14 protein-coding genes are annotated in these 15,999 nt (G+C 32.9%); 4 read left to right on the plus strand and 10 right to left on the minus strand.

Annotated features, from left to right (window positions below):
• The first annotated feature begins 180 nt into the window (after positions 1-180).
• The 3 genes from EDB96_RS01875 (at position 181) to EDB96_RS01885 (ending at position 2,335) form a co-directional block, all read left to right on the plus strand.
• Positions 181-1,278 (plus strand): endonuclease/exonuclease/phosphatase family protein, encoded by a 1,098-nt coding sequence (locus EDB96_RS01875; RefSeq protein ID WP_134138971.1) that lies wholly within the window; start codon positions 181-183, stop codon positions 1,276-1,278.
• Between the two features lie 124 nt (positions 1,279-1,402).
• Positions 1,403-1,942 (plus strand): 3-hydroxyanthranilate 3,4-dioxygenase, encoded by a 540-nt coding sequence (locus tag EDB96_RS01880; protein WP_134138973.1) that lies wholly within the window; start codon positions 1,403-1,405, stop codon positions 1,940-1,942.
• Between the two features lie 81 nt (positions 1,943-2,023).
• The gene (locus EDB96_RS01885; RefSeq protein ID WP_134138975.1) at positions 2,024-2,335 is read left to right on the plus strand and encodes a hypothetical protein; all 312 of its coding nucleotides are present in this window, start codon (positions 2,024-2,026) and stop codon (positions 2,333-2,335) included.
• On the opposite strand, the gene EDB96_RS01890 is transcribed toward EDB96_RS01885, so the two are convergent.
• The gene (locus tag EDB96_RS01890; protein ID WP_057115674.1) at positions 2,328-2,612 is read right to left on the minus strand and encodes a type II toxin-antitoxin system RelE/ParE family toxin; all 285 of its coding nucleotides are present in this window, start codon (positions 2,610-2,612) and stop codon (positions 2,328-2,330) included. The genes EDB96_RS01885 and EDB96_RS01890 overlap by 8 nt on opposite strands.
• Before the next feature lie 55 nt (positions 2,613-2,667).
• Entirely contained in the window at positions 2,668-3,627 is a 960-nt protein-coding gene (locus EDB96_RS01895; RefSeq protein ID WP_134138977.1) for an MBL fold metallo-hydrolase, read from the minus strand.
• A 182-nt stretch (positions 3,628-3,809) separates the two neighbouring features.
• Between EDB96_RS01895 and EDB96_RS01900 the strand changes: the two genes are divergently transcribed.
• On the plus strand, positions 3,810-5,363 hold the full coding sequence (locus EDB96_RS01900) for an aldehyde dehydrogenase family protein (RefSeq protein WP_134138979.1): 1,554 nt from the start codon (positions 3,810-3,812) through the stop codon (positions 5,361-5,363).
• Positions 5,364-5,423: 60 nt separating this feature from the next.
• Here the strand turns inward: EDB96_RS01900 and EDB96_RS01905 are convergent, their stop codons facing one another.
• The 8 genes from EDB96_RS01905 to EDB96_RS01940 all read right to left on the minus strand — a co-directional run bounded on the left by EDB96_RS01905 (position 5,424) and on the right by EDB96_RS01940 (position 15,908).
• Positions 5,424-8,279, minus strand: coding sequence for a T9SS type A sorting domain-containing protein (locus EDB96_RS01905; RefSeq protein ID WP_134138980.1), 2,856 nt, complete (start codon positions 8,277-8,279; stop codon positions 5,424-5,426).
• Positions 8,280-8,761: 482 nt separating this feature from the next.
• Positions 8,762-9,532, minus strand: coding sequence for a Bax inhibitor-1/YccA family protein (locus EDB96_RS01910; protein WP_057115684.1), 771 nt, complete (start codon positions 9,530-9,532; stop codon positions 8,762-8,764).
• Positions 9,533-9,699: 167 nt separating this feature from the next.
• On the minus strand, positions 9,700-11,091 hold the full coding sequence (locus EDB96_RS01915) for an NADH-quinone oxidoreductase subunit N (protein ID WP_134138981.1): 1,392 nt from the start codon (positions 11,089-11,091) through the stop codon (positions 9,700-9,702).
• 66 nt (positions 11,092-11,157) lie between these two features.
• On the minus strand, positions 11,158-12,597 hold the full coding sequence (locus EDB96_RS01920; protein WP_134138982.1) for a NuoM family protein: 1,440 nt from the start codon (positions 12,595-12,597) through the stop codon (positions 11,158-11,160).
• 10 nt (positions 12,598-12,607) lie between these two features.
• Positions 12,608-14,491 carry an NADH-quinone oxidoreductase subunit L gene (gene nuoL / locus EDB96_RS01925; RefSeq protein ID WP_134138983.1) on the minus strand — a complete coding sequence of 628 codons (1,884 nt, stop codon included), beginning with the start codon at positions 14,489-14,491 and terminating at the stop codon, positions 12,608-12,610.
• 6 nt (positions 14,492-14,497) lie between these two features.
• Positions 14,498-14,818: an NADH-quinone oxidoreductase subunit NuoK gene (gene nuoK, locus EDB96_RS01930; protein ID WP_008466103.1), complete on the minus strand. Its 321-nt coding sequence runs from the start codon at positions 14,816-14,818 to the stop codon at positions 14,498-14,500.
• On the minus strand, positions 14,818-15,360 hold the full coding sequence (locus EDB96_RS01935) for an NADH-quinone oxidoreductase subunit J (protein ID WP_057115695.1): 543 nt from the start codon (positions 15,358-15,360) through the stop codon (positions 14,818-14,820). Before EDB96_RS01935 ends, nuoK begins: the two co-directional genes overlap by 1 nt.
• 2 nt (positions 15,361-15,362) lie before the next feature.
• A complete protein-coding gene (locus tag EDB96_RS01940; RefSeq protein WP_057115699.1) occupies positions 15,363-15,908 on the minus strand; it encodes a NuoI/complex I 23 kDa subunit family protein in 546 nt (181 codons plus the stop codon).
• Positions 15,909-15,999: the final 91 nt, after the last annotated feature.

Consider the following 15,999-nt stretch of genomic DNA (forward strand, 5'->3'; position numbering starts at 1 on the left):
TGCGATTTTATAAAGAACAAAGTGTTTTTTATTGAAGAAAAGGTTTTTCATTTTCATATTAATTTGCTTTTTCATTTTTTGTATGAAAGACAAATATAAAAAATTTAGAGGTTAAAATTATTTGAATTTTCTTACAATTAAATAAAATGCTTAATATTGAACTTTTTAAAAGTAAAATTTATGCATTTTATTAAGATTAGTTTTTTGGTAATTATCCTTAATTCCTTTCAGGTTTATCCGCAATCCAAAAAATATAAAATACACACTATAGCATTTTACAATTTTGAGAATTTTTGCGACACAATAGACGATGCATTTACAAATGATGATGAATGGACACCAAATGGAGCACAGCATTGGACAACAGAAAAATATCAGCAAAAATTAAAAAATCTTGCAAGAGTTTTATCTGAAATTGGTACACTAGAAAATTCAAATGCTCCGATAATAATTGGGGGCTGTGAAATCGAAAATCGCGGTGTTTTAGAAGATTTAATTAAGGAGCCAAAACTACAGCAGTTCGATTTGGGAATTGTTCATTTCGATTCGCCAGATAAGCGAGGTATTGACGTTGCCTTACTTTATCAGAAAAAATATTTTCGGCCAGTTTCTTTTTCAAACATTCCTTTAATTATTTATAAAAAGAATATCGCAAAGAAAGAAGAACTCTCGGAAGATTTGGATGATGAAGTAGAAGTAAAAAAAGAAAACAATAATCGTGTTTTTACCAGAGACCAGCTTTTGGTTTCAGGTTTTTTAGAAGATGAAGAAATACATATTATTGTGAATCACTGGCCGTCTCGCTCTGGCGGTGAAAAAGCTACTAGTTTATTTCGGGAAGCAGCAGGAAAATTAAACCGAAAAATTATTGATTCCTTACAGCGTATTAATCCGAGAGCAAAAGTTTTGACAATGGGCGATTTGAATGACGGACCATTGAATAATAGTGTCAAAACTGGTTTAGGAGCAAAAGGAAAAAAAGCTGAAGTTCCAGAATTTGGCGTTTTTAATCCGTTTGAAGAAATGGCAAATAAAGGAATGGGAACAATTGCTTTTAGAGATTCTTGGAATATATTCGACCAGATTATCATGACGGAATCTTTTCTCAAAAATGATTTTTCAACATTTAATTTTTGGAAAGCGGGAATTTTTAAAGCACCGTATCTTATTCAGACTTCAGGACAATATAAAGGTTATCCGCTTCGAAATACATTGGCAGAAGCAGGTTTTAGTGATCATTTTCCAGTATATATTTATTTGATAAAAGAGGTTCAATAATTTTCAGTCGTAGTCGCAGTTTTCAGTCACAGTTTTAACTGAAAACCGAGACTGTGACTGAATACTAACTAACGACTGAAAACTTTTCACTAACTTAGCTTTTCATAATTTAGTATTTAAAAAAATGGCTATAGCAAAACCTTTTAACCTGACACAATGGATTGACGAAAACCGTCATTTATTAAAACCGCCTGTTGGAAATAAAAATTTATATGTTGATTCTGGAGATTATATTGTAATGATTGTTGCGGGGCCAAATGCTCGAAAAGATTATCATTATAATGAAACAGAAGAACTTTTTTATCAGTTAGAAGGTAGTATAAAAGTAGTTATTCAAGAAAATGGTGAACGAAAGGAAATGGAATTAAATGCTGGTGATATGTATTTGCATCCTGCTAAAGTGCCGCATTCTCCAGTGCGCTCAGAAGGTTCTATTGGATTAGTTATTGAACGTAAACGTGCTGGAAAAGGGTATACAGATGGTTTGCTTTGGCATTGCGATAAATGCAACCACAAACTTTACGAAGTATATTTTGAATTGCACAATATCGAGAAGGATTTCCTTCCTCATTTTGAGCATTTCTACAATTCAGAAGAATTAAGAACATGCGATAAATGTGGAACAGTAATGGAAACTGATCCAAGGTTTACGGCGAAGAAATAATAATGAAAAACCACATAAATCATATTTTTATGTGGTTTTTTTGTATTTTTGTGTCAAAAATGAGATAAAAAAGAATCAATTATGATACAAGAAGTAATCGCATATAAGAATATAGTAGACAATATGGAAGATTTAATGGATAAATCTCCATATAAGAAAAATTATATTATTGAAAAAGTTGGGATTCCCAGCCCCACATTTTACAGAAAATTAAAAAGCCGGACTTTTACTGCTGATGAAGTATTATCTATTGCTAAAATACTTTCTCCAGAAGAGAATTTTATGTTAGAATTAAAAAGTGAAATTGAGCAAGGAAAGCGAGATATAAAAAACGGAGATTTTATAACTCATGAACAAATGTTAGCTAAGCTTAAGAGTAAAAATCTTATATAAAGTTTATGGGTTTTTGTCGATTATTATAAAAAGAAATCAATTCGATATGATCTTCATTAATTTGATAGTACAACGTAACGTTTTTTGAAATAGTCATACTTCGACATTTTAATTTTGAATTATATTTTCCAAGCATAGGATTGTTTTCTAATAAAGTTATGATTTTTAAGACATCTTTAATGAATTTTTGAGCTATGACTGGCGACCAAAATTGTTCAAGGTAATTGTAAATATTATCAAAGTTATACTCTGATTTTTTAGACCAAATAATCTTCATTATGAATTTGAATATTCGGCTAAAATATAAAAAATAACTTACAAATTTATCGCTTTTACAACTCAAATCTTTTTCCTTGTTCGGGATAGATTATCTTCAATCCCAAATCATTTTGATCCTTTAACTGCTGTTTAATCTTGGTAATATTTTTAGCAGGCGGTTTTAAATGTGTAATAATGATTTTGAAATTTTTTAAGGAATCTTTTCCAGCTAATTCTTCCAAAATGTGAAGTTCTTTCATTAAATAATTTGGGGTTAAATGACCAAATAAAAATTTATCAGGCTGTTCGTTCGGAAAAGAAACTTCAATAAAAATTCCTTTTAATTGTTTGGCTTTAACCAAAGGTGCAACTGCTGTCCATAAATCACGGAGATTATTGCTTTTTTCAACTTCATCTGGTCCGGTATCTCCTAAATAAAGCACATAATTATTTTCATTTTTAACTAAAAAAGCAGTGCTTTCAAAAGGATTAACATGACTTAAAGAAAATGCTTTAACCGTCATTTTTGTATTGGTTAGAGCAGTCTCTTCATTTAAATTTAAAGTTTGAAAATGGTATTTTTTTAAAGGAAATCCAGGACCTGCATCACCAAAATTGGCCCAAGTCTGATCATTGAAATAATGATTTTCCATCATTTCCATACATTTATTAGTTGCGTAAACTGTTTTAGAAGAATCAGCAGGAGAGTTAATAATTAATCCCGAAACGTGATCTAAATGCGCGTGCGAAATTAGATAACCTTTAATGTATTTTCGTAAGACTTCATTAGTTGAAACTTTGAATGATTTCTTTTCAATCGCTTTTTCAATTCCTGCGTTTATAGTTCCTGCATCTAAACAAATAAAATCTTTTGTGTTGGATGGTGCTACTAAATAAGCCGAAAGATTTTTTTCATCGATACCGCCTTTCACACCTAAAGGCACAACTTCAAATGAAGATTTTTGCTCTTTCTGAGAAAATATATTAGTTGAAATTAAAAGAAAGCAAACTAAAAGCCGACTGAAAGCGCTCATATTTTTTATTTTAAGTAATGCAAATTTCATTAAATAAATTCAATTTATGCCGTTTCATTTCAGTTAATACTATTAAATAACCTTAAATTTACTTCTCTTTATAGGATTACTACAAGTAGAAATTAATTCTAAAATAATATCTTTACATAAAAAATATAACAATTTTAACTAAAAAAGTTACAATGACAACAATAGCATCACAATTTGGCATGAATGAAGCTTTGGAAAAGCTGGGAATAAAACTAGTGAACGAAGGGACTTCAACAGGAACAGAAAATTTTGCATCGGGCGAAGTTTTGGATAGTTTTTCTCCAGTAGACGGAAAATTAATTGCTTCGGTTAAAACTTCAACTCTTGAAGATTATGAAAAAGTACTGCGTTCCGCTACAGAAGCTTTTAAAACTTTTAGATTAATTCCTGCGCCGCAGCGTGGTGAAATTGTGCGTCAGTTTGGGGAAAAATTGCGACAAAACAAAGAAGCTCTTGGAAAATTGGTTTCGTATGAAATGGGAAAATCATTGCAGGAAGGTCTTGGGGAAGTTCAAGAAATGATCGATATATGCGATTTTGCAGTTGGTTTGTCACGTCAGTTGCACGGATTAACGATGCATTCTGAAAGACCAGGACATCGTATGTACGAGCAATATCATCCTTTAGGTATTGTCGGAATTATTTCTGCATTTAATTTTCCCGTTGCAGTTTGGTCTTGGAATACTGCTTTAGCTTGGATTTCTGGTGATGTATGTGTTTGGAAACCTTCTGAAAAAACTCCACTTTGTGGAATTGCCTGCCAAAATATTATTGCTCAAGTTATTAAAGAAAATAATCTTCCAGAAGGAATTTCATGTTTACTAACGGGAGATTACACTATAGGAGAGTTGCTAACAAAAGATACTCGTATTCCATTAATTTCTGCGACTGGTTCTACAAGAATGGGGAAAATTGTAGCCCAAGCTGTTGCAGGAAGATTAGGGAAATCATTGTTAGAATTAGGCGGAAATAATGCCATTATAGTTACTCCTGAGGCAGACATAAAAATGACTGTAATTGGAGCTGTTTTTGGAGCTGTGGGAACTGCTGGACAGCGTTGTACTTCAACTCGAAGATTGATTATTCACGAAAGTATTTATGATAAAGTAAAAGATGCTTTAGTAGCTGCTTATAAACAATTACGAATCGGAAATCCTCTTGACGAAAACAATCATGTTGGACCTTTAATTGATATGCACGCTGTGGAATTATACGCAGCGGCTTTAAATAGAGTAGTGGCCGAAGGTGGAAAAATTATAGTTGAAGGCGGAGTGCTTTCTGGAGAAGGTTACGAAAGTGGCTGCTATGTAAAACCTGCGATTGCAGAAGCAGAAAATTCATTTGAAATTGTACAGCACGAAACTTTTGCTCCTGTTTTATATTTGATTAAATATTCTGGAGAAGTAGATAATGCAATTGAAATTCAAAATGGAGTTGCTCAAGGATTATCATCAGCAATTATGACGAATAATTTGCGTGAAGCCGAAAGATTTTTGTCTGTTACAGGTTCTGACTGTGGAATTGCAAATGTAAATATCGGAACTTCAGGAGCAGAGATTGGCGGTGCTTTTGGCGGTGAAAAAGAAACTGGAGGTGGGCGCGAATCGGGTTCTGATGCTTGGAAAATCTACATGAGACGCCAGACGAATACTATTAATTACACCACAAATCTTCCTTTGGCTCAGGGAATTAAGTTTGACTTGTAATATTTTAATTAAAAATAAAAAAGGCTTCCAGATTTGGAAGCCTTTTTGTTTAGTTTGGTTTTATTTTTTTAATAAGGTTTGATTAAATGAACCTTCGGTTGTGTAAATTTTGGCTAGATAAGTTCCGGGAATTAAACTGCTTGTATCAATACTTTCAGTTTGTTTTCCAGAGGTAATAACTAAATTTCCAGAAATATTATAAATAAGAACTTTCTCGACTTTTTGATTTGAATCTGACAAATATAAAGTGCTGGAAACTGGATTTGGATATAATATTATTTTTGAATTAGTACTTTCAGTTACTAAAGAATCTGCTGCAGGCGCTACTTTTAATGTACTGCCTCCATAAACTGTACTGATGTAAAACAAATTTGCAACAGAACCTTTTGTTATAATATGTGAACCTGCAGCGATTGATGCTGTTACAATACCTGCCGATGCAGTATAAGAAACATTATCTACTTTAATTGTTCCCGTAAAATTGGAGTCAAAAACCAAAGTTAATGTCGACGTACTTGTAGTTGTATAGGCGATAGTAGTACTAGATTCTATTTTTAAACGTTCTGTTAATGTTAAACCGTTGTAGGTTACAGATCCAGGCGTAGAATTCATATTTCCTGTAATTGTATAAAATGAACTCGTTTTTCCAGATGTAGTAAAGTTATGAATTTCACTTCCTGATGAGCCTGTCGAAACAGTAATCGTTCCAGATGCTGTTACTGGAGATCCTGCTGTTCCAGAAGTCGTTACAGAATACGATACATTTGCTGTTGGTGTTCCTGTAATAGTTATTGTTTTTGCGGTTGTGTTTTTTACAAAGCTTAATCCAGAAGCTGGTATTCCAGTAACGGCTGCATCTGTGGCATTTCCACCCCAAGTAAATACGATTGTGCTAATTGCGGTTCCAGAAGCGACAGTTTGACTATTGTTTCCAGAAGAAGTTAAAGTTTGGTTTCCTGCCGCAGTCACGGTTATAGTTCCAGATCCAGTTGCTGGCGAGCCGCTAGTTCCAGAAGTTGCAATTGAGTAAGAAACAGTTGCAGTTGGTGTACCAGTAATAGTTATTGTTTTTGCAGTTGTATTTTTTACAAAAGTTAATCCAGAAGCTGGTAGTCCTGTTACAGTCGCATCTGTTGCATCACCGCCCCAAGTAAATACGATCGAACTTATAGCTGTTCCACTTGCAACAGTTTGATTATTATTTGCAGATGAAGTTAATGTTAAAGTCTGAGTTCCTCCAGGCGGATTACCTTCTCCTTGTACCGAAACTAAAGTCCCTGTATAATTTGTCAGTGCCGTTTTTAATGCAGTAATTACTAATGATGAAGTATCGTCAGTTGCATTATTAAATACCCACTGTAAATCACCTCCTGAAACACGTCCGGCATATTGCGTTGTTTTCGTTTTTGCTGTTGATGGCTGATCGATTACAAGGTTTTTCACGTATAAAGCAGCATCAGTATCAAAATTATTATAGGTATTCGCTCCCGATTTAGATTTCACAGAACTGCTTACAACTTCACCTCTTGTTGTAGCTACGTAAGCATCAAAATCTGTTGTAGAGCTGATTTTTCCTGCTATATTGTATAAAGGATTTGGATCATTGTAAGCTACGAAACGCATATTGTTTGTTCCATTTGAAGCATCAAAAGTATTGTTGAAAGCTTTAATACTTCCTCCAGCTTCGCCAGAAAATGTTCCCATTGTACCAGCATTGTTCACTTGATTGGCCTCGTCCCAAATATCAGTTCCTTGAAGAGAAGTCAACATTGGATGTTTACTATTTCTAAAATAATTTCCTTCTACAAATAAGGAAGATCCCAATGTAGATCCTGAGCCATATTTTGCAACCCCATCAAAATAATTGTTATAAATGTGAGCAGAATAATAACGTACTCTTGGATGACGAGAATCAGAATGATCGAACCAGTTGTGATGATATGTTATGTACAAACCAGATGTTGTTCCTTCACTTAATCCTAAAAGACTGGCTTTTCCATTATCCCAAAAGTGATTGTAAGACAATGTAATATAAGTTGAAGTTTTATTGTCTAATGCGCCATCTCCTTTTATTTGATCGGCATCACTTCCTGCATTTCCATAAAATAAATCACAATTGTGAACCCAGACATGATCATTATCTTGCTGCATTCCAACATTATCTCCAGCTGTACTGTTGCAATTCATGAAACCAAGATTGTTAACCTCTATGTTAGAAGCCGATTTCAAACGAACGCCCCATCCATTAGCTACAGCATCATTACCAATTCCTTCAAAAGTTACATAACTTGAAGCATTGTTAGCATTTTCAATTACAACATCGCCACCTTCCATGACAGTCATATCAGTAATATTTCCGATCAAACGAATGATAAACGGACGAGTGTCTTTTCCTTTCTTAATAGCATAAAGAATATTTTGTAAACCAATGCAAGGATTTGTACTTGCTCCGGTAATATTCATTGAAATCGTGTTTTTGGTATTTTGTGTAATGTAAAGAATAACGGCATTATCCTTCGGAGTACCGTCAGCTTTATATCCACCGGGAACACGTCCGCCTTCAAAAGCAAATCCATTTCTGTCATGAGCAGCTACAGTTAAGTTGCTTGTAGTAGCTCCAGTTCCTTCTGTCCCATTTACGACAGGTTTTACTTTTACAGTATAAGTCCCAGCTTTCAAGCCTGGAATGTCAGCACGAAAATAAGATCCATAACTTCTAATAAGCTGATCGTCTATTTTTTTGTCTGTAAATCCGTTTCCAGTATAATAAACATTGTAAGACTGCGCACCACTAACAGGCTGCCATTTAACAAATGCTGTTTCTAACCAGCCTGAAGCTTCGGTAATTGTTAGTGATTGAGCCCATAACTGAGCTGTCATGAGAAAGACAACCAATAAGAGTAGGTTTTTTTTCATAATTGTGTGGTTTAAGAATGTTAATAATAGTAAGTGGTTTTACTACCGTTACAAGTGGTTAATTGTAATCGATTACACAAAAATATATATTAATTCTTAAATCAATAATTATTTTATAAAAAAAAAGATAATAACAAAAAATATTAGCGTTTAAAATATTAAAAATGTAATAAATTGCATTGATTGTAATTTATTACATATTTTGAATATTGGCAAAATGCTTAATTTTATTAGTATTTTGTGAATTTCATTTTCTAATATGTGATTTAATAATAAAAATGCATTTTTTTTAATTACATTTATTACATTATAAAATTTTGTAAGAATAAACTTTGTTTGTCTTTTAAAATATCAGAAATAGTTTTAAAAATGAAGAAGTTAATTCCGTTTTAGAAATAGGGAAAAAAAGATTTGAATTGATTGCAACAAAAAAGCCTTTCTGATTTTACTCAAAAAGGCTCTTAATAATATTAAATAGATTATTAGTCTTTGCTTGATAGTTTAGCTAGAAGTCTTAAGAATTCAATATACAACCAAACTAATGTGATCATTAACCCCATTGCACCATACCATTCCATAAACTTGGGCATTCTTTCTTGAACACCTTTTTCAATTAAATCAAAATCTAAGAATAGATTAAGAGCAGCTACAATAATCACAAAAACGCTGATACCAATGCTCATCATTGAATTTCCATAATGAACAGGAGTAAAGCTTGTAAACATTGATATAAGCCAAGAAATTAAATAATAAGTTGCAATGGCCAACGTAGCTGCAATCACAACAGATTTAAATTGTTCGGTAACTTTAACAATTTTGAATTTGTATAAACCTAAACAAACTAAGAAAGTTACTAGAGTTGCTCCAACTGCATTAATTACAATTCCAGGAAATTTCAATTCAAATATGGCAGAAATCCCTCCAATAAATAAACCTTCAAACAATGCATATCCTGGAGCTAAATAAGGTGAAGCCTGAGGTTTAAAAGCAGAAACAAGTACCAGAATAAAAGCAACTATTGCTCCTCCAATTGTTGGCAGCATCGGGTTCATTCCATTAAAAGCCATCCACCATGTTACCATAGCGGCACCACATAAAATTAGAAATAAGATTGCCGTTTTATTAATTGTTCCAGACAAAGTCATTTCTTGATTGTAATCAATAATTTGAGCTTGGTGTACTTCTTCAGCTTTTGAAGTTGCACTAGAAAAACGCTTACTGTTTAAAAACGGATTTTTTGAATTAAAGTTCATAATTTAATACATTTAATTGAACTCAAATATATGGAGATTTTTTGAAGTGCAATTGAATGAGAGAAATTTTTAACATGAATTTCTCTTCCTTATTTACCGTATAAAAAAAATCCACCAAAACTAAATTGATGGATTCTTTTATATTTTAATTTAAGAAGAAATCTTATTTAATTCAAAAGATCTAAAACTAATGAAGGGAATAAACCTAATGCAATATTTAATACAATAGACACTACTGCAACGGCATAAATAAGAAATGGTTTTCCAGTTCTTTCTTGATTTGGTTCTTTAGAATACATTGCTATAATTAGTTTGAAATAATATCCAACACTTATAATAGAATTGATTACGGCAACAATTACTAGACCAATATATCCTGCTTGGATAGTTTGATTGAATAAGAACAACTTCGCAAAGAATCCAGAGAAAATAGGAATTCCAGCCATTGATAATAATGAAGCTGTAAGAATAGCAGCCAATAACGGATTTGTTTTTCCTAAACCATGAAAGTTTGTAATGTCTTCATTGTCATGATCTCTGCATACGTATAAGATAACACTGAACGCAGCGATCCCAGCCAAAGCATAAGCAGCAGTGTAATATAATAAAACACCAGCAGAAGCAGAAACAGTTAATAATGTCATTAACATAAAACCAGCATGAGAAATTCCAGAAAAAGCAAGCATACGTTTAACGTTTACTTGTCTCAATGCCATAATGTTACCAACAGACATTGAAGCGATTGAAATGATAACCACTATAACTTCAAACGTATGTAAAAGATCTTGGTTTTCTAATGAAGAAATGAAATTCATACCAGCAATTAATTTGAATAAGGTTGCAATTGCGACCACTTTTGCTAATGTACTCATCAAAGCTGTTGTTAAAGCTGGAGAACCTTCGTAAACATCTGGAGCCCAGAAATGGAAAGGAACTGCAGCAACCTTAAACAACATTCCAACTACCATTAAAATCATTCCGATAGGAAACCAGATTGGTAATTCTGCAGACAATGCACTTTCGTGTATTTCACTGATGTCAAAACTTCCCATTGCTCCATAAATCAAACAAATTCCAAATAAAATAATACCTGAAGCAAATGATCCCATTAAGAAATATTTCATTCCCGCTTCGTTACTTTTTAAATTTAAACGTTCGCTGGCCGCTAAAACATATAAAGCGATTGATAAGATTTCAATACCTAGAAAGAACATTGCTAAGTTTCCAAAAGAAACCATTGCAACAGCTCCAGCAAGTAAGAATACTTTAATTGCCACGAAATCTGAAATTTTTGATGGATGTTTGTGATAAAAATTATGGCTTAATGCTACAAGGAAAATCGTCAAAACGATGAACAACGATGAAAAAGCTGTAGAAAACCTTGACACTGCTATCATATTGTTGTAATAACTTTGTTCAGTTCCAAATTCGTAGAAATTAAGAGCCAATACACCTAATAAACCAACAATGGTAATAGGAACGATGGCTTTCCTTAAATTAAGAATTTCAAACAATAGGCAGAAAATACCCAATCCTGTTATAGCTATTAATGTATTCATTTTTGTCTTTTTGAGTTAGGATTTCAAATCATGATTGTAATCCTAATTTATTTTTTGTTTAAAATATTAGTTCTTATTGATAACTTGTAAAATCGTTTCCAAGCTTGGTGTGATCAAATCTGTAATTGGTTTTGGATAAAATCCGAAGAACAATAAAACAGCAATTATTACTGCAAATGAAATTCCTTCGTTCAAAGAAACATCTGCAAAAGTTTTAGAATTGGTTTCGCCTAACATTACATGCTGGAACATTCTCAACATATAATAAGCTCCCAAAATAATTGTAGTTCCTCCCAAAATTGCAAACAAAATATTGATTTGAGATAAACTGTATAAAACTGTAAATTCTCCAACAAAGTTAAAAGTACTTGGCAATGCAACAGAAGCTAATACTAAGATTAAAAACATTGAAGTAAATTTTGGAGACTGCGTACGGATACCGCCCATTTCTCCAATTTCTCTAGTTTCAAATCTTCTGTAGATTACTTCAGCAGCAAAGAATAATCCAACTACCACAAAACCGTGAGCGATCATTTGCAAAACAGCACCTCTTAAACCATCAAGAGTTAAAGTGTAAGATCCTGCAGCAATTAGTCCAACGTGAGCAAGAGAAGAATAAGCTAATAATTTCTTCAAATCTTTTTGTCTCAATGCAACGATCGAACCGTAGATTACACCTGCAATTCCTAAACCAATAAAGATATACATGTATTCTTTAGCAGCAATCGGCGCAAGAGGCAATTGCCAGCGAATTACACTGTACAATCCCATTTTTAGCATGATACCAGATAAAAGCATTGTTCCAACAGTTGGTGCTTTTTGGTAAACATTTGCCTGCCAAGTGTGAAACGGAATAATTGGAATTTTGATAGCATAAGCTAAGAAGAAAGCCAAGAAAATCCAGAATTGCTCGCAAGCAGATAACTCTACTTTATATAAATCTTCAATTAAGAAAGAACCAGCTTTTTGATATAAATAAATGAAGGCAGTTAACATGAATAATGAACCAGCAAGCGTGTAAATAAAGAATTTAACCACAGCTTTTCTGCGTTCCTCAGCATCGCCATTACCCCAAATTAAAGCAATAAAGTAGATTGGAATAAGTGCTAACTCCCAGAAAATATAATATAAAAGACCATCAGCAGCTAAGAAAGTTCCAGTCATAGCAAAAGCCATAAACAAGATCAATGCATAAAAACCTTTAGCATTTTTATATTCATTTCCGAAAGAAGAAAATATGATAATCGGAGTTAAAGCTGCAGTTAGTAAAACCATTGCAAGTCCAAGTCCGTCAGCATTTAAAGCAAATGAAATTTTTGGCTGTGTAATCCAGCTGTTGATTACGCTGATATTTTCACCAGCAGAAAAATTATTCAATAATACAATTGAACATCCTAAAGCGGCTAAACTAAAAAGTAAAGCAACTTTCGAAGCTAGTTTGTCACCAGAAAAATAAGTGGCAAATGCACCAATTAAAAGTATAATTAATATAGTAGAAACGTTCATAGTAATAATATTATTGAGCTAAAAATATATAGGAAACAATTGCACAAAGTCCTAAAACAAAAACAAATAGATATAATCCTATACTTCCGGTTTGTAATTTTTTTCCTTGAAAAGCAATTTCGTTTGCTATTTTGCCTAATCCAAAAACAAGAGCAGATAATCCTGTTTCGATGTAATCTCTAAAGAATTTAGATAAACTATTAACAGGTGCTACAAATACAGCATCGTAAATTTCGTCTACATAATATTTGTTGTATAACACTTTACTTAAACCAGTAATATTTTCATCAGATTCTGGAACATTATCTTGTTTAAAGTATTTCACATAAGCAATTAAAATTCCAATTAAACCTCCCAAAACAGCAACTCCCATTAAAGTATATTCCGTTGTGCCTAAATGATGTTCTTCACCTGCCGCCTTTGTGAAAAGAGGAGCAAGATATTCATTCAACCAGCTGTTTCCAGGTAAACTGATTAATCCGCCAAAAGTTGCTAGAATAGCTAAGATGATAAGTGGAATTGTAATTAATGAACCACTTTCGTGTAAATGATGTTTTTGCTCTTCAGTTCCTCTAAATTCTTTGAAGAAAGTCAAGAACATTAATCTAAACATATAGAAAGCTGTCATAATTGAAGCAATAGAGCCAACAACGTATAATGGAATACTGTGGTGGAAAGCAGTCAATAAGATTTCATCTTTAGAAAAGAATCCAGAAAAGAATGGAACTCCTGAAATTGCCAATGAAGAAACTAACATAGTCCAGAAAGTAATTGGCATTGCTTTACGCAGTCCACCCATCTTACGCATATCTTGCTCTCCGTGTAATCCGTGAATTACAGATCCAGAACCTAAGAATAAACAAGCTTTAAAGAAAGCGTGCGTGATTACGTGAAATACTGCTACTTCGTAAGCTCCAAATCCTAATGCTAAAAACATTAATCCTAATTGTGAAACTGTAGAGTAAGCGAGTACTTTTTTAATATCAGTTTGAACCAATCCAATTGTAGCCGCAACTAATGAAGTGATCGCTCCAATAATTGCAATTACGCTTTGAACGTCTGTTGCAAGGTCAAAAACAAAGTTTAATCTTGTTACCATAAAGATACCCGCAGTAACCATTGTAGCCGCGTGAATCAAAGCAGAAACTGGAGTTGGTCCAGCCATCGCATCAGGTAACCAAGTGTATAACGGAATTTGAGCAGATTTACCACAAGCTCCAATAAACAAGCATAAAGCTGCTAGAGAAAGTAATGGCAAATTTAAATTAGAAGCTCCAGCAATTGCCGTTTTTAAAGTTGCATAATCTAATGTAGAGAACATCGAACCAATGATGAACATACCGATTAATAAACCTAAATCTCCAATTCTGTTCATGATGAAAGCTTTTTTAGCAGCATCATTGTAATCTTGGTTTTTATGCCAGAATCCAATTAATAGGTAAGAACAAAGTCCAACACCTTCCCATCCGATGAAAAGAACTAATAAGTTGCTTCCAATTACAAGTGTAATCATGAAGAAAACGAACAAGTTTAAGTAAGCAAAAAACTTGTGCATGTTTTCGTCATCATGCATGTAACTAATAGAGTATAAATGAATCAAAGATCCGATTCCAGTTACGAAAAGTAACCAAAGAACAGATAATTGATCTAATAAAAATCCAAGATTGATTTTTAAGTTGCTAATTTGAATCCAATCAAATAAAGTAACCTCAATTCCTTTTCCAGTCGAAGTTATTTGATTAAAAAGTAAAAGAGAAACTACAAAAGAAATTGCTACGGCAATAGTTCCGATGGCACCAGAAACTGTTTTTCCTAAGCTTTTTCCAAAAAAGACATTTACTAGAAAACCTAGTAAAGGAGTTAAAACTAAAATTAAAGCTAAATTGGTATCCATTTCTGATTATCCTTTTAAATTTTTTAAATTATCGATACTAATTGAGCCGATATTTCTAAAAATAGAAACTAAAATGGCCAATCCTACCGCAACTTCGGCTGCAGCAACTGCCATCGAGAAGAACACAAACACTTGTCCTTGTGCATCTTGATGATAAGTTGAAAAAGCAACAAATAAAAGGTTTACCGCATTCAACATAATTTCGATAGACATGAAAACGATAATAGCATTTCGTCTGTACAATACACCAAAAATACCAATACAGAAAAGTACAACACTTAAAAAGATGTAGTTTTCAATACCTATTTGATTTAATATATTACCCATTATTTATTATTTAATTTTTCTTTTTTAGACAATAAAACTGTTCCAATCATTGCAACCAAAAGTAAGATTGAAGCAAATTCGAACGGAACCATATATTCGTTCAATAATATTTTACCTAAAACTTTAATCGATTGGAAATCTTCTCCTGTAGAGTCGTATTCGCCAACAATTGGTTTAGAATTGATGAAAAGCGCAATCAAAACGATTAATATTAAACAGAAAGATACAATTGCACCTAAACGTGTAATTCTAGGACGGTGTACTTCTCGCTGTTCGTTCAGGTTCATCAACATGATTGTAAACAGGAACAAAATCATAATAGCTCCGGAGTAGACTATTATATGTACAACTGCTAAGAACTGAGAATTTAATAATAAATAATGACCAGCAATTGAAAAGAAACAGATCACTAAATAAATAGCCGAGTGAATTGGATTTCTGCTGAAAATCGTCAAGAAAGCAGTAATAACTGTAATAAACGCTAAAAAGCAAAAGATAACTTGAACAGTAGTTGCGTGTGCAAAATCAGGAATATGTATCATTTTTAGTTCGCGTTTTTAAGTTGAGCATTTTTCATAGCCATTTCTAAAGGCATCACTAATTTGTCTTTTCCGAAAATGAAATCTTCTCTTTCGTAACTTGCAGGAACTAAAACTTTAGAAGTAGTTAAGTAAATAGCGTCTTTTGGACAAGCTTCTTCACACAAACCACAAAAAATACAACGAAGCATATTTATCTCATAAATCTCAGCGTATTTTTCTTCTCTATACAAATGTTTTTCATCCGGTTTACGCTCAGCAGCTTTCATTGTGATGGCTTCTGCAGGACATGACAAGGCACATAATCCGCAGGCAGTACAGTTTTCACGACCTTGCTCATCGCGTTTCAACATATGCTGACCACGATAAACTGGACTCATTGTACGCACTTGCTCAGGATAGTGAATAGTCACTTTTTTTCTGAATAAGTGTTTCAATGTGATAAACAATCCTTTTACAATCGCCACAAGATACATTCGCTCTAAAAAAGTCATCTCTTTATTAGAGACCATCTTTTTTCTACCCGATAATGATATAGTTTCTATTGACATTTTTACTATTATATTTTATGATTTATAATTTGAGATAATCAAATTCAAAATCTATTTTGTTTTTATTTGAAGCTTATCCTGCTATCCGCTG

Origin of the sequence: Flavobacterium sp. S87F.05.LMB.W.Kidney.N (assembly GCF_004366435.1) — a bacterium.
Classification (GTDB): Bacteria; Bacteroidota; Bacteroidia; order Flavobacteriales; family Flavobacteriaceae; genus Flavobacterium.